Origin of the sequence: Ornithinimicrobium pekingense DSM 21552 (assembly GCF_000421185.1) — a bacterium.
In the GTDB taxonomy this organism is placed as follows: Bacteria; Actinomycetota; Actinomycetes; order Actinomycetales; family Dermatophilaceae; genus Ornithinicoccus; species Ornithinicoccus pekingensis.
On record NZ_ATWJ01000011.1, the window covers coordinates 116151 to 133217 of the forward strand.

15 protein-coding genes and 3 tRNA genes are annotated in these 17067 nt (G+C 73.9%); 11 read left to right on the forward strand and 7 right to left on the reverse strand.

The features are described from left to right. Positions 1-58: 58 nt before the first annotated feature. Positions 59-250, reverse strand: coding sequence for a hypothetical protein (locus K330_RS23930; RefSeq protein ID WP_169448558.1), 192 nt, complete (start codon positions 248-250; stop codon positions 59-61). A 60-nt stretch (positions 251-310) separates the two neighbouring features. Next, complete coding sequence (locus K330_RS0111810; RefSeq protein WP_022922029.1) at positions 311-772, reverse strand: MarR family winged helix-turn-helix transcriptional regulator; 462 nt, start codon at positions 770-772, stop codon at positions 311-313. A 90-nt stretch (positions 773-862) separates the two neighbouring features. Here K330_RS0111810 and K330_RS0111815 point away from each other — a divergent pair, with 90 nt between their 5' ends. Beyond that, complete coding sequence (locus tag K330_RS0111815) at positions 863-1405, forward strand: YceI family protein (protein ID WP_022922030.1); 543 nt, start codon at positions 863-865, stop codon at positions 1403-1405. A 113-nt stretch (positions 1406-1518) separates the two neighbouring features. Here the strand turns inward: K330_RS0111815 and K330_RS0111820 are convergent, their stop codons facing one another. Beyond that, positions 1519-2361 (reverse strand): aldo/keto reductase, encoded by an 843-nt coding sequence (locus K330_RS0111820; RefSeq protein ID WP_022922031.1) that lies wholly within the window; start codon positions 2359-2361, stop codon positions 1519-1521. A gap of 29 nt (positions 2362-2390) precedes the next feature. On the opposite strand from K330_RS0111820, the gene K330_RS0111825 reads away from it, so the two are divergent. Further along, positions 2391-2747, forward strand: coding sequence for a hypothetical protein (locus K330_RS0111825; RefSeq protein ID WP_022922032.1), 357 nt, complete (start codon positions 2391-2393; stop codon positions 2745-2747). Here the strand turns inward: K330_RS0111825 and pabB are convergent. Then, a complete protein-coding gene (gene pabB, locus K330_RS0111830) occupies positions 2735-4930 on the reverse strand; it encodes an aminodeoxychorismate synthase component I (protein WP_022922033.1) in 2196 nt (731 codons plus the stop codon). The genes K330_RS0111825 and pabB overlap by 13 nt on opposite strands. A gap of 11 nt (positions 4931-4941) precedes the next feature. Next, positions 4942-5937, reverse strand: coding sequence for a pirin family protein (locus K330_RS0111835; RefSeq protein ID WP_022922034.1), 996 nt, complete (start codon positions 5935-5937; stop codon positions 4942-4944). 102 nt (positions 5938-6039) lie between these two features. Here K330_RS0111835 and K330_RS20915 point away from each other — a divergent pair, with 102 nt between their 5' ends. Then, entirely contained in the window at positions 6040-7464 is a 1425-nt protein-coding gene (locus K330_RS20915) for an NAD(P)/FAD-dependent oxidoreductase (RefSeq protein WP_022922035.1), read from the forward strand. On the opposite strand, the gene K330_RS0111845 is transcribed toward K330_RS20915, so the two are convergent. Further along, positions 7465-7905 (reverse strand): GNAT family N-acetyltransferase, encoded by a 441-nt coding sequence (locus tag K330_RS0111845; protein WP_022922036.1) that lies wholly within the window; start codon positions 7903-7905, stop codon positions 7465-7467. An 88-nt stretch (positions 7906-7993) separates the two neighbouring features. Between K330_RS0111845 and K330_RS20920 the strand changes: the two genes are divergently transcribed. From K330_RS20920 to fgd, 8 genes are all read left to right on the forward strand, one after another. Then, positions 7994-9064: a PHP domain-containing protein gene (locus K330_RS20920; RefSeq protein WP_022922037.1), complete on the forward strand. Its 1071-nt coding sequence runs from the start codon at positions 7994-7996 to the stop codon at positions 9062-9064. A gap of 122 nt (positions 9065-9186) precedes the next feature. After that, positions 9187-9259: transfer RNA gene (locus K330_RS0111855), tRNA-Glu, on the forward strand. Positions 9260-9288: 29 nt separating this feature from the next. Then, a tRNA-Asp gene (locus K330_RS0111860) sits at positions 9289-9362 on the forward strand. A gap of 58 nt (positions 9363-9420) precedes the next feature. Then, a tRNA-Phe gene (locus K330_RS0111865) sits at positions 9421-9494 on the forward strand. A 134-nt stretch (positions 9495-9628) separates the two neighbouring features. Next, positions 9629-10591 (forward strand): acetoacetate decarboxylase family protein, encoded by a 963-nt coding sequence (locus K330_RS0111870; RefSeq protein ID WP_022922038.1) that lies wholly within the window; start codon positions 9629-9631, stop codon positions 10589-10591. Between the two features lie 23 nt (positions 10592-10614). After that, complete coding sequence (locus tag K330_RS0111875; RefSeq protein ID WP_029202608.1) at positions 10615-11808, forward strand: acyl-CoA dehydrogenase family protein; 1194 nt, start codon at positions 10615-10617, stop codon at positions 11806-11808. A gap of 22 nt (positions 11809-11830) precedes the next feature. Beyond that, positions 11831-14068, forward strand: coding sequence for a thiamine pyrophosphate-dependent enzyme (locus K330_RS20925; RefSeq protein ID WP_022922040.1), 2238 nt, complete (start codon positions 11831-11833; stop codon positions 14066-14068). Then, a complete protein-coding gene (gene fgd / locus K330_RS0111885; RefSeq protein WP_022922041.1) occupies positions 14065-15096 on the forward strand; it encodes a glucose-6-phosphate dehydrogenase (coenzyme-F420) in 1032 nt (343 codons plus the stop codon). The genes K330_RS20925 and fgd overlap by 4 nt, the downstream gene beginning before the upstream one ends. Before the next feature lie 11 nt (positions 15097-15107). On the opposite strand, the gene K330_RS0111890 is transcribed toward fgd, so the two are convergent. Continuing rightward, positions 15108-16991 carry an anthranilate synthase family protein gene (locus K330_RS0111890; RefSeq protein ID WP_022922042.1) on the reverse strand — a complete coding sequence of 628 codons (1884 nt, stop codon included), beginning with the start codon at positions 16989-16991 and terminating at the stop codon, positions 15108-15110. Positions 16992-17067 lie beyond the last annotated feature (76 nt).

Sequence of the window (17067 nt, forward strand, 5' to 3'; positions counted from 1 at the left end):
ATGCTCCCCGCAGCACCGCGGTGTCGAGGGGCCGGGACGGCAGCGCTCCGGCGCCCCGTCAGCGCTCGCGCGTGCCGCGCCGCTCAGGAAGGTCGTTCCACCCGCAGACCGGGCAGATCTGGAACTGCGCGGGCTCCCGCGACAGCTCCCCGCCCAGGACCCCACGGACCTCGTCGACCACCGCGCGCAGCAGGGTGCGCCGCTGGCACTGCGGGCACACCCCCCGCTCGTCACTCTCGTGCTCACCCATGCCGGTCAGCATCCCACCGGCCCGGTGCCGGGGGAAGAGGGCGAGGGCAGGCAGGTGGCCTCAGACCGAGGCGCGCTGAAGCACCCGCTCGAGGAAGCCGCCCAGCAGCGCCAGCTCGTCCTCGCTCATCCCGTCGAGGAAGAGCCCGCGGACGGCCCGCACGTGACCGGGGGCGGCCGACTCCAGCGCCGCCCGGCCCTGCTCGGTCAGCGCGACGAACGAGCCGCGGCCGTCCTCCTTGCAGTCCTCCTTGGACACCAGGCCGCGGGCCGACATGCGCCGCAGGTGGTGGGAGAGCCGGCTGCGCTCCCAGTGCATCTGGTCGGCGAGGGCAGAGATGCGCAGGCGCTCGTCGGGCGCCTCGGAGAGCACGACGAGCGTCTCGAAGTCCTGCAGCGACAGCCCGCTGTGGCGAGCGATGTCGCGCCCCAGCGCCGCGGGCAGCTCGGTCTGGACGCGCAGCCAGCGCCGCCACACCTGCATCTCGCGCTCGTTCAGCCAGGGCACCTCGGTCTCGGACATGACCCCATCCTAGCATTTGCTTGACACGTCATCCAGATGTCGCTAACGTTGTTGACACATCAACAACCACCACGGACGAAGGACACCCACATGACCCTCCGCGAGCTCGACGGCACCTACACCATCGACCCCACCCACACCCGCGTCGGCTTCTCCGCCCGCCACGCCATGGTCACCAAGGTCCGCGGCGCCTTCAACGAGGTCGAGGGCTCGGCCACCACCGGCCCCGACCTGCAGGGCGCGCAGGTCGAGGTCACCATGCAGGCCGCCAGCGTCGACACCCGCCAGGCCGACCGCGACGGCCACCTGAGGTCGGCCGACTTCTTCGACGTCGAGACCTACCCGACGCTGACCTTCCGCTCCACCGAGGTCACCGCCGTCGACGCCGACACCCTCCGCGTCACCGGCGACCTGACCGTCAAGGACGTCACCCGCCCCGTCACCGTCGACCTCGAGTACGCCGGCTCCGCCCAGGACCCGTTCGGCAACACCCGCGTCGGCTTCGAGGGCTCCACCGACATCAGCCGCAAGGACTTCGGCCTGACCTGGAACGCCGCGCTCGAGACCGGTGGCTTCCTCGTCTCCGACAAGGTCAACCTGGAGTTCGAGATCTCCGCGATCAAGGCCGCCTGAGCCTGACCTCCCCTCCGGGACACCCCTGCCCGGACGAGCCGCACCCCCACCGCCTGCACGGCGGTGGGGGTGCGCTGCTGTCCGGGAGGTATGCCGTGCGCCGCACGGCCCGGTCAGGAGCGGTACTGGCTGAACTCCGCCGTCCGCGGGTCGGGGAACTGGCGCTCGTCGGTGTCGAGCGCGCTCACGGCCGCCACCTGCTCGTCGCTGAGCTCGAAGCCGAACAGGTCGATGTTGCTCGCGATCCGCTCCGGCGTCGCCGACTTCGGCAGCAGCACCCGGCCCTGCTGCAGGTGCCAGCGCAGGACCACCTGCGCCGGCGTCACCCCGAGCTCCTCGGCGAGGGCCACGACGGCCGGCAGCTCGAGGTCCTGGGCCTGGCCGATCGGGGCGTAGGCCTCGACGACCATCCCGGCGTCCCGGGAGGCCTGCTGGGCGTCCGGCTGCTGGAAGGAGGGGTGGACCTCGATCTGGTTGACCGCGGGCGTGACCTCGGCCGTCGCCAACAGGTCACGGACGTGCTCGGGCAGGAAGTTGGAGATGCCGATCGCGCGCACCGCACCGTCGGCGTAGAGCTTCTCGAGCGCGCGCCAGGTCTGGGGCGCCAGGCCCTTGCCCGGGACCGGCCAGTGGATGAGGTAGAGGTCGACGACGTCCACGCCCAGGGCCGAGCGGCTGTCCTCGAAGGCCCGCAGCGCGCTGTCGTGACCCTGGTCACCGTTGCGCAGCTTGGTGGTCAGGAAGACCTCCTCGCGGGGCAGTCCGCTGGCGCGCACGGCCGCACCGACGCCGGCCTCGTTGTAGTAGCCGGCGGCCGTGTCGATGTGCCGGTAGCCGCTCTCCAGCGCCGCCTCGACGACACGCTGGGTCTCCTTCTCGTCGACCCGGAAGGTGCCGAACCCCACCTGGGGGATGCGGACGCCGTTGTTGAGCTCGAGCATCGGTTGGTTGGTCATCGGTCCACCCTACGGTCGACACTGGGGGCATGCCGTCCTGGGACGGAGACCCCGCGCGCGACTGGGCGGAGGTCGAGCGCGCACTCGCCGACCGCCTCCAGGTGCTGCTGCCCGGGCTGGTCTCCCGGCGCGTCCCCGTCCGGGCGCTCGAGGCCGGTCCCGTCCGGGGCGTGGGCCGGCTGCGGCTGGCGGACGGCACGACGCTGCTGGTCAGCTCCTTCCCGCCGGGCGGCCTGGCCAGGCTCATGCGGGCGCTCGTCGACCAGCGCGCCGTCCTCGTCAGCTCGTGGGTCCGCGACCGGGAGGGGCTCCTGCTCACCCTCGGCGGGGTGCCCGGCCGGCAGCCGGTGCGGCTGCGCGTCGTCGGCCCGGATCAGCCGGACTGACCGGCTGCCCGGCCCGAGGCACGTGCCAGCGCGGCCCGCAGCGCGGCCGCCTTGGCCAGGGTCTCGGCGTGCTCCTCGGCAGGGTCGGAGAGCGCGGTCACCGCTCCACCGACGCCGAAGGTCACCCGCCCCGGCTCCCACGTCGCCGTCCGGATGACGATCGAGGTGTCCATCGACCCGTCGAGCCCGATCCAGCCGACCGCCCCGGAGTAGACCCCCCTGGGCGCACCCTCGAGCCGGTCCAGGATCTGCATGGTGCGCACCTTCGGCGCCCCGGTCATCGACCCGCCGGGGAAGCAGGCCCGCAGCACGTCCGTGGGCCCCATGCCGTCCACGAGCCGCCCCCGCACGGTCGAGACCAGCTGGTGCACGGTGGCATAGGTCTCCACCGCGAAGAGCTCGGGCACGTGCACGCTGCCGGTGCGGCACACGCGGTGCAGGTCGTTGCGGAGCAGGTCGACGATCATCAGGTTCTCCGCGCGGTCCTTCTCGGCCGTCGCCAGGTCACCGGCCAGCGCCGCGTCGTCCTGCGGTGTCGCGCCGCGCGGCCGGGTGCCCTTGATCGGGCGCGTCTCGACCCTGCCCTCCCCGTCGACCGAGACGAAACGCTCCGGCGAGCAGCCCAGCACGCTCAGCGAGGGGGTGCGCAGCCAGGCCCCGTGCGGCACGGGGCTGACCTGCCGCATCGCGCGGTAGAGCTCGGCCTCGTCGACGGCCACCTCTGCCGACCACGTCGTCGTGAGGCAGATCTCGTAGGACTCCCCGCGCGCGATCTCCTCCTGGCAGGCCCGGACCTTCTGCAGGTATGCCGTCCCGTCGTCGCGGGGGCGCGGTGCGGTGGGGCTCCCGGAGTCCCCGCGAGCCTCCACCCCCGCTCCGTCCGGCAGACGCTCGTGCGCTGCTGTCGTGTCACGGTGGTCGTCCGGGCGACCACCGTGAGACGACAGGACGGCACGAGGGTCCGTGACGCCATCCGCCGCAGCCGCCACCGGTCGCGCCGGGGCGGCGACGGCGTCCGCCACCCTGTCCGCCCACGCCCGCTGGACGCGCCCGACCGAGGGGTCGGTGACGTCCTCCAGCCAGACCACCCACACGTCGCCGGTGGCGTGGTCGAGCACGACGCCCCGGTCGGCGAAGGTCAGCCAGGCGTCCGGCCAGGGTGAGCGGGAGGTCCCACCGGGGGTCGCGCCCGTCTCCGCCCTGAGCTCGTAGCCCCAGTAGCCGACGTAGCCGGGCCGCCAGGTGAACGGCACCTCGGGCGCGGGCCCGACGAGGTCCCACCCCGCCAGCGCGGTGTCGAGCCGGTCGAGCAGGGGGGCGTCCTCGCCGACCCGGTGCGTCAGCTCGGAGGCCAGCGGTCCGGTCGAGTCGACGAGGAGCGACCAGCCCGTGCCGTCCGAGGCGTCGAGCCACACGGAGGTGGGCGAGCCGCCCACCAGCCGCTCGCGCAGCGCCCACGGGTCGACGGCGGCGCCCCCGGGGCGGGGCGCGCGGCATACCTCGACCCGCACCGGCCGACCCCCGCGTCGCGGAGGATGCGGCGCGAGGGCGTCCCCGACCCCGACCACGTCGGGACCCGCCGAAGGACCACGCGCCACCGCCACCCCGGCCAGCCGCAGGAAGTTGGCGACGATGCGCTCGCCGTGCTCGGACAGGACCGACTCGGGGTGGAACTGCACCCCCCACCGGCGGGCGGTGCGGTCCTCCAGCGCCATGAGGGAGCCGTCGTCGGTGGCGCGGGCTGTGGCCGCGAGCGCCTCGGGGAGGGGGGCGAGCACCTCGAGGGAGTGGTAGCGGACCACCCGGAAGCGCTGCGGGACGCCCTCGAAGAGGCCGGTGCCGTCGTGCTCGACCTCGCTGACGATCCCGTGCCGGGGCACCGCCATCTGCGCGACCGTGCCGCCGTGCAGGTGCGCCAGCCCCTGGTGCCCGAGGCAGACGCCGAGCACCGGCACCGCGGTCTGGCGCAGGGCCAGGTCGGACAGGCCCATGTCGCCGACCACCTGCGGGCGTCCCGGCCCGGGCCCGACGACGACCGCGTCGAAGGCGGCCAGGTCGGCGGCGGTCGCCGGGTGGTCGTGGCGCCACACGACCGGGGCCGCGCCCAGGACACGGTGCAGCAGGTCGGCGACGTTGTAGGTGAAGCTGTCGACGTTGTCGACGAGCAGGACCCGTGGTGGCACCCGGGGGCGCCTCAGGTGCGGGGGCGGAGCCGCACGTGGGGCAGCGCCGGCGCCGGCAGCGACTCGCCACCGGGGTAGTCGAACGCGCCGAACCGGCCCTCGGGGTCGTGCCCGAGCTCGGCCTGCCACTGCTCGCGCGCGGCCACGACGTCCTCGTGGGAGCGGCCCACGAAGTTCCACCACATGACGATCTGCTCCCCGAACGGAGGTCCGCCGAGCAGGATCACGTCGGCGCCGTCAGCCCCGGCCCGCAGGCGCATCGTGGTGGGGCCGGGCGCCTCGTGCAGGAGATGGGCGCGACCCAGGGCGCAGCCGTCGTTGACGCTGAGGTCACCCCGGTCCAGCAGCACGCCGTGCTCGAAGCCGGGGTCGAGGTCCAGCACGATCTCGGCACCGGGGTCCAGCCGGACCTCGGCCCCCAGCAGGGGGGTGAACGTGGGGACCGGCGACGCGGCGACGTGCCCGCCGGGCAGCCGCAGCTGCCCCAGGAAGACGCTGACGGCCGCGCCGTCGACCCGGACCGGCTCCGGCTCGAAGTGGTCGAAGCGTGGCGCGACGTCGGTGTCACCCGACGGCAGCGCCGTCCACAGCTGCACCCCGTGCAGGACCTGCGGGGCGTCGGGGGTGCGGACCGAGACCTCGCTGTGGCACACGCCGTGGCCGGCGGTCATCAGGTTGAGCTGGCCGGGCACCACGCGGGCGACGACGCCGGTGCTGTCGCGGTGCTCGACCTCGCCGCTGAAGAGCCAGGTGACGGTCTGCAGCGCGGTGTGCGGGTGCGGCGGGACGACCATCCCCCCGGTCTGCCCGATGTCGTCGGGCCCGTAGTGGTCGACGAAGCAGTAGGCCCCGATCATCGTCCGGCCCCGGGCCGGCAGGGTGCGCCGCACGGTCATCGCCCGCGGACCGCCGAGGGGGACCTCCCGGGGCTCGATGATGCTGGTGCCCGGGTGGGTGACGTCCTGCCCGCCGACCTGCTCCGCCGGGGCCGTCTCGAGGTTGGTCATGCCCCCCAGTGTGCGGTGTCGCCCCGCCCGGCGCAGCACACGTGATGCACGTAACGTCGTCGTACCAGGAACGTCCCCCTCACGGAATGCGCTAGCACAGACATGAGCACCGCACCGAGCCCGCCCCCCGCCGTGACCGAGCAGCAACCGCACCGCGTCCTGGTGGTCGGGTCCGGCTTCGGCGCGCTCTTCGCCACCCAGAAGCTGGACGCCCCCGAGGTGCAGGTCACCATGGTGGCCCGGACGACGCACCACCTGTTCCAGCCGCTGCTCTACCAGGTGGCCACCGGCATCCTGTCCGAGGGCGTCATCGCACCCGCGACCCGCGACGTGCTGGCCCGGCAGACCAACGCCCGGGTGCTGCTGGGCGAGGTCCGGGAGATCGACCTCGCCGCCCGCACCGTGACGGCCGACTCGGTCGGGCAGGTCAACACCTTCACCTACGACAGCCTGATCGTGGCCGCGGGGGCCAACCAGTCCTGGTTCGGCAACGACCACTTCGCCGAGTTCGCTCCCGGCATGAAGACGATCGACGACGCGCTGGAGCTGCGCGGCCGGATCTACGGCGCCTTCGAGATGGCCGAGATGGCCGCGGCCGGCGGCCACACCGACCGCATCCCCCGGTTGATGACCTTCGTCGTCGTGGGCGCCGGCCCCACCGGTGTCGAGATGGCCGGTCAGCTCATCGAGATGTCGCGGCGCACCCTGGCCAAGGAGTTCCGCCACATCGACCCCTCGGAGGCCAGGATCATCCTGCTCGACGCCGCCGACGAGGTGCTCGGCAGCTTCGGGGAGGACCTCGCCACGCGCACCCGCCGCGACCTGGAGCGGCTCGGCATCGAGGTGCGCCTGGGGGCCATGGTCGTCGACGTGGACGCCGACGGCCTGGTCGTGCGGACCCGCGGTGGCGAGAGCGAGCGCATCGAGGCGGCCACCAAGGTGTGGGCGGCCGGCGTGCAGGCCAACCCGCTGACCAAGACCCTGTCGGCGCAGACGGGCGCGCCCCTGGACCGCGCCGGGCGGATCCGCCCCAACCCGGACATGACGCTGCCCGGCCACCCCGAGGTCTTCGTCGTCGGCGACATGGTCGGCATGGAGGACCTCCCCGGAGTGGCGCAGGGCGCCATCCAGACCGGGCGCCACGCCGCCGACCAGATCCTGCGGCGGCTGCGCGGGCAGGAGACGGGCCAGCCGTTCGAGTACCACGACAAGGGGTCGATGGCCACGATCTCCCGGTTCCGCGCCGTCATGAAGCGCGGGCGGATCGAGCTCACCGGCGTGCCCGCCTGGCTGGCCTGGCTCGCGGTCCACATCTTCTACATCATCGGCTTCAAGACCCAGGTCACCACGCTGATGCACTGGGCGGTCAGCTTCGTCGGCCGCGACCGCGCCGAGCGCACCGTCACCGAGCAGCAGGTGCTCGCCCGGCTCGCGCTGGAGTACCTCGGGGAGGACTTCCTGCGCGGCTCCCTGCGCACCCCGGCCGAGATCAGGGCGCAGACGGAGCAGCCCGAGAAGGACGCCTGATCACGCCTCCCGGCGCATCGGCAGGTGCGGGATGCCGTCCTCGAGGAAGTCCGGCCCGCTGCGCCGGAAGCCGAAGCGTGCGTACCACCCCTCCAGGTAGGTCTGCGCGTCGATCTCGACGGGAGTGCCCCCGGCGCGACGCAGCGCCTCGGTGACCAGCGCGGCGGCATACCCGTGCCCGCGGTGCTCCCGGTGGGTGGCCACCCGCCCGATCCGGTATGCCGCTCCCTCGCCGCCCCGCAGCAGCCGCAGCGTCGCGACCGGCGCACCGTCGACCTCCACCCACAGGTGCTCGGTGTCCGGCTCGGCGTCCCGGCCGTCGAGCTCGGGGTAGGGGCACTCCTGCTCCACCACGAACACGTCTGTGCGCAGCCGCAGGAGCGCGTAGAGCGTGAGCGGGTCGAGGTCGCGCATCCGGGCGGCACGCACGTCGGGAGGCATGCCCGCAAGGGTATGCCGCGGCCGGGCGCCCTCGCGCTCTGCCCACGGACGGCGGGCGTGCGGGCCGGCGACGGCATACCGTCGGGGCATGACGATCGAGCCCGTCGACGCCCTGCGTCGCATCGCCTTCCTCCTCGAGCGCAGCCGTGAGGAGACGCGGCGGGTCGAGGCCTACCGCAACGCGGCCAAGGTGCTGCTCCCGCTCGGGGAGGACGAGGTGCGCCGCCGCGTGGGCGACGGCAGCCTGCAGGAGCTGCCCGGCATCGGGCCTTCTACCTCGAAGGTGATCGCGCAGGCCGTCGCCGGGCAGGTCCCGGACAAGCTCGCCGACCTCGAGGCCGCGGCGGGGGTCCCCCTCGCCGAGGGCGGGGAGGCGCTGCGCGCGGTCCTGCGCGGCGACCTGCACACCCACTCGGACTGGTCCGACGGCGGCTCCCCGGTCGAGGAGATGGTCGCCACCGCGATGGAGCTCGGCCACGACTACCTCGCGCTGACCGACCACTCCCCCCGGCTCACCGTGGCCAACGGGCTCACCGCCGCCCGGCTGCGCCGCCAGCTGACGGTCGTCGACGCCGTCAACGCCCACGTGGGCGACTCCTTCCGGCTGCTCAGGGGGATCGAGGTCGACATCCTCGACGACGGGGAGCTGGACCAGGAGCCGGGCCTGCTCGCCGAGCTCGACGTCCGGGTGGCCTCGGTCCACTCCAAGCTGCGGATGGAGAAGGGGGCGATGACGCGGCGGATGGTCACGGCCGTCCGCAACCCGCTGACCTCGGTCCTCGGTCACTGCACCGGCCGGCGGGTGATGCCCCGGCGCGGCGACAAGGGGGCGGGCAACGGGGGCCGGGTCCGGCCGCAGAGCGAGTTCGACGCGCGGGCGGTCTTCGAGGCCTGCGCACAGACCGGCACGGCCGTGGAGATCAACTCCCGGCCCGAGCGGCAGGACCCTCCGGGGGACCTGCTCGAGCTCGCCGTCGAGACCGGCTGCCTCTTCGCGCTCAGCACCGACGCCCATGCGCCCGGGCAGCTGGACTTCCTCGACCACGGCTGTGCGCGGGCGGTCCGCCACGGGGTGCCGCCGGAGCGGATCGTCAACACCTGGCCACTGGCCGAGCTGCTCGCGTGGGCGGCGGACCCGACCGCGGCGCGCACCCTCTGACCTGCGGCGATGCCGCGCAGCTACCGCCGTTTTGGTGTCCTCGCCATCCGTCCCGTATGCTCTCTCACTGTCCTCAGCGGATCCGAGCAGGTCGTCTGACGAGGGGCCGAAAGCAGGACAAGGCCCCCATCGTCTAGCGGCCTAGGACCCCGCCCTTTCACGGCGGTAGCACGGGTTCGAATCCCGTTGGGGGTGCACAGGTCTCGTCCTGTTGTTGTGAACGAGGCCCCGTGGCGCAGTTGGTTAGCGCGCCGCCCTGTCACGGCGGAGGTCGCGGGTTCGAGTCCCGTCGGGGTCGCAGAGCGTGCGGCGTGGTCAGCACCGAGAGGTGCTGGCCACGCCTCAGCACTACTCATGGCCAGGTAGCTCAGTTGGTACGAGCGTCCGACTGAAAATCGGAAGGTCGGCGGTTCGACCCCGCCCCTGGCCACGGCGAGAAGCCCCGGGGCTGCCCCTGACGCCCCCGGGGCTTTCGCGTGCCCGGCCCGCACCTCTCCGCGACGCAGCCCCGAAAAACTACCTGAAGTAGTAGCATGGGGACAGGCAGAGGGCTGAGGAGACGACATGCGCACCGCCGACCCGCACATCCCGGCCCCCGAGGTCGACCAGGACTTCTTCGGGTGGGAGGAGCAGGCCGGCGGCGGCAGCGGCTCCTTCGCCGCGGGGGGCCGCATGGTCGCGCACCGGGTCGAGGCCTTCCACACCGTCCACACCGCCTCGATGCAGGCGGTCCGGGAGCTGCTGCCGAGCGAGCAGCTGCGCCCGGCCCGCTGGTCGCAGGACAGGGGCCTGGTCTTCGTGGCGGCCCTGCACCTGCGCGACGTGACCACGCGCGACGGCAGCGGCACCACGCTGGCGCTGCCGCCCTTCGCCGCGGTGGCCGTCGGGGTCCTGCCCACCGCCCCGTCCGACGTCCCGCGCCTGGCTCCCTACCGGCACCCGCTGCGCGGCTTCGTCCTGCACCTGGCGGTGACCGACGTCGTCGCCGCGCGGACCGGCCGCGCCGCCGGCCTGCCTGCCTTCGTGGCCGACCTCGCCGTCCACGACAGCCCGCACCGCCGCCACGTCGCGGTCACCGAGGCGGGCCACGGGATCCTGGAGCTGCGTGCGCACGTGCACGGCCACGCCCGCCCCGAGCATTCCCCCGTGGTCCTCTGCTCCGCGCTGGACGGCCAGCTCGTGCAGATGCCAGGACGTTTCTTCGGCCACCGGCAGCTGATGCTCGGCGGGGACGACGGCGCCTTCCTCCTGCCCGGTCTCCACCCGGTCGCAGAGCACCTGCGCGCGCTGCGGGCCGACTCGGCCGCGCTCGTCACCGTCAACCACGTGGGCGCCCGCATGGTCCTCGACGGACCACGGTCGGTCGGCGAGGCCTCCGTCTACGCCGGCCACCTGCCCGACCCCGAGCAGAGCCGTGGCCGGTGGACTGTCGCCTACCCCGACACCCCGCCGCTGGACCAGTACGCCGCCCCCGCGGACGAGGCCGTGGAGGTTCCCCCGGCCCGCCGGCTCAAGGCCCTCGGCTGACCGCCGGTATCTTCGGCTGGGTGATGCACCCGACACGCCGCCTCCGACCGCCCGTGACCCCCGACGACCTCCTCGAGGTGGACGGTCTGCTGGACGACGAGGAGCGTGCCGTGCGCGCCACCGTCCGTCAGGTGGTGGACGAGCAGGTCCGCCCGCACGTCGCCGGCTGGTACGAGGCCGGTGAGCTGCCCGCCCGCGAGCTCGCCCGGGAGCTCGGTCGGGTGGGCCTGCTGGGGATGCACCTGGAGGGCTACGGGTGCGCCGGGACGAGCGCGACGGCATACGGGCTCGCGTGCCTGGAGCTGGAGGCCGGCGACTCGGGCATCCGCTCCCTCGTCAGCGTCCAGGGGTCCCTGGCGATGTACGCCATCCGGGCCTACGGCAGCGAGGAGCACCGGACCACCTGGCTGCCGCGGATGGCGACCGGCGAGGCGATCGGCTGCTTCGGCCTCACCGAGCCCGACGTCGGCTCCGACCCGGCGGGGATGCGCACGCGCGCACGCCGGGAGGGCGGCGGGGACTGGGTGCTCGACGGCACCAAGATGTGGATCACCAACGGCTCGGTCGCCGACGTCGCGGTGGTCTGGGCGCAGACCGACGACGGCGTGCGCGGCTTCGTGGTGCCCACGGACACCCCGGGCTTCACCGCCAACCCGGTCCACCACAAGATGTCGCTGCGCGCCTCGGTGACCAGCGAGCTGGTGCTGGAGGGCGTCCGGCTGCCGGTCTCCGCCGAGCTGCCCGGCGTGCAGGGGCTCAAGGGCCCGCTCGGCTGCCTCAACGAGGCCCGGTTCGGGATCGTCTTCGGGGCCGTCGGCGCGGCGCGGGACTGCCTGCTCACCGCGATCGACTACGCCGGCAGCCGCGTGCAGTTCGACCGCCCGATCGGCGGCTTCCAGCTGACCCAGGCCAAGCTGGCCGACATGACGGTGGAGTACGCCAAGGCGCTGCTCCTGGCCCTGCACCTGGGGCGGGTGAAGGACCGGCAGGGCCTCGCCCCGGCGCAGATCAGCCTGGGCAAGCTCAACAACGTGCGCGAGGCCCTGGAGATCGCCCGCACCACCCGGACCATCCTGGGCGCCAACGGCATCACGCTGGAGTATCCCGTCATGCGGCACGCCAACAACCTCGAGTCGGTCCTCACCTACGAGGGCACCAGCGAGATGCACGCCCTGACGATCGGGCAGGCGCTGACCGGCCGGCAGGCGTTCCGCTGAGCCGCCCGGCGAGGACGGGCCCGTGACCGAGCAGGTCGACTCCTTCTTCACCGCGCGGGCGGCCGCCCTGGCCCGGCGGCCGGGGACGGCGCTGCCAGCCGACCTGCCCGAGGAGCAGGCGCTAGCGCTGCTGGAGGCGATGACGACCAGCCGCCACCTCGACCTCGCGGCACGGGTGCTCCGCGCGCGGGGTCGGGGCTACTACACGATCGGCTCCGCGGGCCACGAGTCGAACGCGGCGGTGGCCGCCGCCCTCCGGCCCACCGACCCCGCCCTGCTGCACTACCGCTCCGGCGGGTTCTACCAGCGGCGGGCCGCCCAGGTGCCCGGGCACGACGGGGTCCGCGACGTGCTGCTCGGCCTGGTGGCCGCCCGCGAGGAGCCCGGCTCCGGCGGCAGGCACAAGGTCTTCGGCTCCCCCGGCCTGCACGTCATACCGCAGACCTCGACGATCGCCTCGCACCTGCCCCGTGCGCTCGGGCTGGCCTTCGCCCTGGGCCGCACGCAGCGCCTGGGGGTAGAGCCGCCCTGGCCCGCCGACGCGGTCGTGGTCGCCAGCTTCGGTGACGCCTCGGCCAGCCACTCGACCGCGGTCGGTGCCCTCCACGCGGCGATGCAGGCGAGCTACCGGGGTATGCCGCTGCCGCTCCTGCTGGTCTGCGAGGACAACGGCCTGGGCATCAGCGTGCGCACGCCCGCGGGGTGGGTCGAGCGCGCCTTCGGCGGCCGGCCCGACCTGCGGTGGTTCGTCGCGGACGGGGCCGACCCGGTGGCGACCGTGCACGCCGCCCGGGACGCGGCCCGGTTCGTGCGCACGCACCGCCGGCCGGCGTTCCTGCACCTGCGCACCGTCCGGCTCATGGGCCACGCGGGCACCGACGTCGAGACGGCCTACCGCTCCCCCGCCGAGATCGCCGCCGACCTGGAGCGTGACCCCCTGCTGGCCACGGCCGACCTGCTCGTCTCGACCGGGGTGCTGACCGCCCAGGAGGTGCTCGACCGCTACGAGCGCACGCGCGAGCACGTGCTGAAGGTCGCCGACGAGGTCGCCGGTCTCCCGCAGCACACCTCGGCCGCCACCCTGGCCGCGCCCGTCGCCTGGCCGGCCACCACCGGCCCCGCCGCGGCCCGGGCCGGCTACGCGGACGCGGCCGCGCGCCGCCGGGTCTTCGGCGACCGGCTGCCCGAGGACGAGGGGCCGCTGACGCTCGCGCGGTCGCTCAACCGGGCGCTGCTGGAGGGTGCCGCGCTCCACCCCGGCCTGGTCGTGCTCGGCGAGGACGTGGGCCGCAAGGGCGGCGTCTACGGCGTGACCCGGGGCCTGCAGAAGAAGCTTGGCCAGACCCGGGTCTTCGACACCCTCCTCGACGAGCAGACGATCCTCGGGCTCGGCCTGGGCGCCGGCCTCGCGGGACTGCTGCCGGTCCCGGAGATCCAGTACCTCGCCTACCTGCACAACGCCGAGGACCAGCTGCGGGGCGAGGCGGCGACGCTGCCGTTCTTCTCCGACGGGCGCTACCGCAACCCCATGGTGGTGCGGGTGCCCGGCTACGGCTACCAGAAGGGCTTCGGCGGGCACTTCCACAACGACAACGCCGTCGGCGTGCTGCGCGACGTGCCCGGCCTCGTCGTCGCCTCGCCCTCGCGCCCTGACGACGCCGCCACGATGCTGCTCACCTGCCTCGACGCCGCGGCCCGTCTCGGCCGCGTCTGCGTGTTCCTCGAGCCCATCGCGCTCTACCACACCGAGGACCTCCACGAGCCGGGCGACGGGCTCTGGCGCACGGCATACCCCGCCCCCGGCAGCCACGACGACCCGGGCCTCGGCCGGGCGCGCACCCACGGCGACGGCACCGACCTGACTCTCGTCACCTTCGGCAACGGCCTGCCGATGTCGCTGCGGGTGGCCCGCCGCCTCGAGGCCGACGGCATCCACGCGCGGGTGGTCGACCTGCGCTGGCTCGCCCCGCTGCCCGTCGAGGACCTGCTGCGCGAGGCGGAGGCCACCGGCCGCGTGCTCGTCGTCGACGAGACCCGCCGGAGCGGCGGCGTCTCCGAGGGGGTGGTGACCGCGCTGGTCGACGCCGCCTACGGTGGGCGGGTGGCCCGGGTCGCCAGCCACGACAGCTTCATCCCCCTCGGCGACGCGGCGCTGACCGTGCTGCTCTCCGAGGAGACCATCGAAGGCGCCGCCCGCGACCTGGTCGGCGACGACCGGACCACCGGGCGACATTCGCTGCGAGACGAGGAGACCCCATGACCGCAGGCCTGAGGATCGGCTACAAGGCGTCCGCCGAGCAGTTCGCCCCGCGCGAGCTCGTCGAGCTCGGCGTCGCGGCGGAGGAGGCGGGTATGCAGTCCGCCTTCGTCTCCGACCACTTCCAGCCCTGGCGCCACGAGGGCGGCCACGCCCCGTTCGCGATCGCCTGGATGACGGCCGTCGGCGAGCGCACGCGGGAGATCACGTTGGGCACCTCGGTGCTCACGCCGACGTTCCGCTACAACCCGGCCGTGGTCGCGCAGGCGTTCGCCACGATGGGCTGCCTCTACCCCGGCCGGGTCATCCTGGGCGTCGGCTCCGGCGAGGCGCTCAACGAGCTGGCGACCGGCGGGGTGACCGGCGACTGGCCCGACTTCAAGGAGCGCTTCGCCCGGCTGCGCGAGTCCGTGCGGCTCATGCGCGAGCTCTGGGGAGGCGGGCGGACCACCTTCGAGGGCGACTTCTACCGCACCGACGAGGCGACCCTCTACGACGTGCCGGACGGTGGCGTCCCGGTCTACGTCGCGGCGGGTGGCCCGACGATGGCGAAGTACGCCGGACGGGCCGGGGACGGCTTCATCTGCACGAGCGGCAAGGGGATGGAGCTCTACACCGACCAGCTGCTCCCGGCGGTCGCCGAGGGCCGGTCGCTGTCCAAGGACCCGGGCCGACCGATCGAGAAGATGATCGAGATCAAGGTCTCCTACGAGCGTCGGCACGAGGAGGCGATGGAGAACTGCCGGTTCTGGGCGCCGCTGTCCCTCACCCCCGAGCAGAAGCACAGCATCGGTGACCCCCAGGAGATGGAGCGGGCCGCCGACGACCTGCCCATCGAGCAGGTGGCCCGGCGGTGGATCGTCGGCAGCGACCCGCAGGAGATCGTCGACCAGGTCCGTCCCTACGTGCAGGCCGGGTTCGACCACCTCGTGCTGCACGGCCCCGGGCACGACCAGCGCCGCTTCCTCGAGCTCTACGCCGAGGACCTCGCCGAGCCGCTGCACGCGCTCGCCGCCGACCTGCCCGGCTGAGGGCGCCCTGGTCAGCGACCGAGCAGCGCGTGCCGGATCAGCGAGTGCAGGGCCGCGAGCCCGTCACGGGAGAGCACCGACTCGGCGTGGCCCTGGATCGAGGCCACCCCCGGCCCGCGGAGCCCGACCACCGCGTCGTCGGGCTCGTGCACGGCCACCTCGAGGGGACGCCCCGCGACCGACACCCCGCCGGCCGGCGGCCGGGCCACGAAGGTGTTGTAGAAGCCGATGCGGCGCACCGTCCCCCACAGGTCGACCGGCAGCTGCACCCCCTGGTTGGTCGGGGAGAGGCGGGCGATGCGCAGCCCGGCGAGGTCGGCCAGCACCTGGTGGGACAGGCACACGGCCAGCACCGGCCGGCCCGCCTCCAGCCGGGCGGAGAGCAGGTCGCGCAGCCGCACGACCCGCTCGTCCGCCTGGTCGGCGGGGTCACCTGGGCCGGGCCCGTAGAGGACCAGGTCGAGGTCCTCGTCCAGCACGTCGGCCTCGTCGACCTGCTCCCAGCGGCGCACCTCGGCCACCATCCCCACGTGGCGCACCATGTGGGCCAGCATCTGCGTCCAGGTGTCCTCCGCGTCGACGAGCAGCACCCGCCGCCCCGCCAGCTCGGGGTCGGGCCGGGACTCCTGCGGCGCGAGCCAGAAGGGTGAGAGCGACTCGTTGCGGGCGGCCAGGTCCTCGGCGACGCCGGGCAGCGTGGCGAGCTGCACGTCATACCTCAGCTGCCGGCGTGGGCGCAGGCCGAGAGCGGCGAGCATGCCCCGTGCCTTGGCCGCGGTCTCGGCGACCTCCGAACGCGGGTCGGAGTGGCGGACCAGCGTCGCACCGGCGCTGACGGTGACCGTGCCGGCGTCGTCGACGTGGGCGGTGCGGATGAGGATCGGGGCGTCCAGGCGCTCGCCGCCCTCCTCGTCCAGGTCGAGCAGGGCGAGGACGCCGGAGTAGTAGCCGCGGCCGGTCGGCTCGTGCCGGCGGATCACCGTGCAGGCGTTCTCCATCGGCGAGCCGGTCACGGTGGGCGCGAACATGGTCAGACGCAGCACGTCGCGCACGTCGGCCTCGCTCGAGCCGTCGAGGAGGTACTCCGTGTGCGTCAGGTGGGCCATCTGCTTGAGGTAGGGGCCGGCGATCCGCCCGCCGTGCGAGCAGATCTGGGCCATCATCTTCATCTCCTCGTCGACGACCATGAAGAGCTCCTCGGTCTCCTTGGTGTCCTTGACGAAGGCTGAGAACGACTCCCGCAGCTCGGTTCCGTCCGGGTCGTCCGAGGGGTGACGGAAGGTGCCGGAGATGGGGTTCATCCACACGCGTCCGTCGCGCACGCTGACGTGCCGCTCCGGGGTGGCGCCCACGAGCGTGTGGCCGGGCGTGTGCACGGCGAAGGACCAGTAGGCGCCACGCTCGTCGACGAGCAGGGTCCGCAGCCAGGTCAGCGCAGCGGTCGCGGGGTCGGCGGTGGTGCGGGCGACGACGTCGCGGCGGATGACGAAGTTGGCGCCCTCCCCCTGCCCGATCTCCTCCTCGATGACTCGCTCGACCGTGGCCGCGTAGTCGTCGTCGCTCACGCTGAACCGCTCGCCGTCGACCTCGACCGTCCCCTGCGGCAGCGCCGCCACGAGCTCGTCCACGGACAGCCGCTGGTATGCCGTCGCGCTCAGCACGCGCAGGGGCGTGCCGTCGTCGTGCACGTCGAAGCCCCGCTCGGCGATCTGGCGGTAGGGCACGAGCGCGAGCACCGGCAGGTCCGGCCGCGGCCGCGGGACCTCGCGCAGCAGGTCGAGGTCGAGGACGTCCCCCACCAGCACCTCGACGAGCTCCTGCCCCTCCCGCCACAGCACGGCCCAGGACAGCCCGTCGGGGTCGGCGAGGATCCGGTCGAGCAGGTGCGCGGGCATGCGCCACAGTCTCCCATCCGGGGCGCGCACGACCGGCCGCAGGCTCCTTTACAGGGTCCTCGACCGGCCCTACCGT

Bases quoted from the DNA above. Each gene is read 5' to 3' on its own strand.
- K330_RS20915 (WP_022922035.1), top strand. From the start codon at position 6,040: ATGAGCACCGCACCGAGCCCGCCCCCCGCCGTGACCGAGCAGCAACCG.
- K330_RS0111825 (WP_022922032.1), top strand. From the start codon at position 2,391: ATGCCGTCCTGGGACGGAGACCCCGCGCGCGACTGGGCGGAGGTCGAG.
- K330_RS0111810 (WP_022922029.1), bottom strand. From the start codon at position 772: ATGTCCGAGACCGAGGTGCCCTGGCTGAACGAGCGCGAGATGCAGGTG.
- K330_RS23930 (WP_169448558.1), bottom strand. From the start codon at position 250: ATGGGTGAGCACGAGAGTGACGAGCGGGGGGTGTGCCCGCAGTGCCAG.
- K330_RS0111875 (WP_029202608.1), top strand. From the start codon at position 10,615: ATGCACCCGACACGCCGCCTCCGACCGCCCGTGACCCCCGACGACCTC.
- K330_RS0111835 (WP_022922034.1), bottom strand. From the start codon at position 5,937: ATGACCAACCTCGAGACGGCCCCGGCGGAGCAGGTCGGCGGGCAGGAC.
- K330_RS20920 (WP_022922037.1), top strand. From the start codon at position 7,994: ATGACGATCGAGCCCGTCGACGCCCTGCGTCGCATCGCCTTCCTCCTC.
- fgd (WP_022922041.1), top strand. From the start codon at position 14,065: ATGACCGCAGGCCTGAGGATCGGCTACAAGGCGTCCGCCGAGCAGTTC.
- K330_RS0111890 (WP_022922042.1), bottom strand. From the start codon at position 16,991: ATGCCCGCGCACCTGCTCGACCGGATCCTCGCCGACCCCGACGGGCTG.
- K330_RS0111820 (WP_022922031.1), bottom strand. From the start codon at position 2,361: ATGACCAACCAACCGATGCTCGAGCTCAACAACGGCGTCCGCATCCCC.
- K330_RS0111870 (WP_022922038.1), top strand. From the start codon at position 9,629: ATGCGCACCGCCGACCCGCACATCCCGGCCCCCGAGGTCGACCAGGAC.
- K330_RS0111845 (WP_022922036.1), bottom strand. From the start codon at position 7,905: ATGCCTCCCGACGTGCGTGCCGCCCGGATGCGCGACCTCGACCCGCTC.
- K330_RS0111815 (WP_022922030.1), top strand. From the start codon at position 863: ATGACCCTCCGCGAGCTCGACGGCACCTACACCATCGACCCCACCCAC.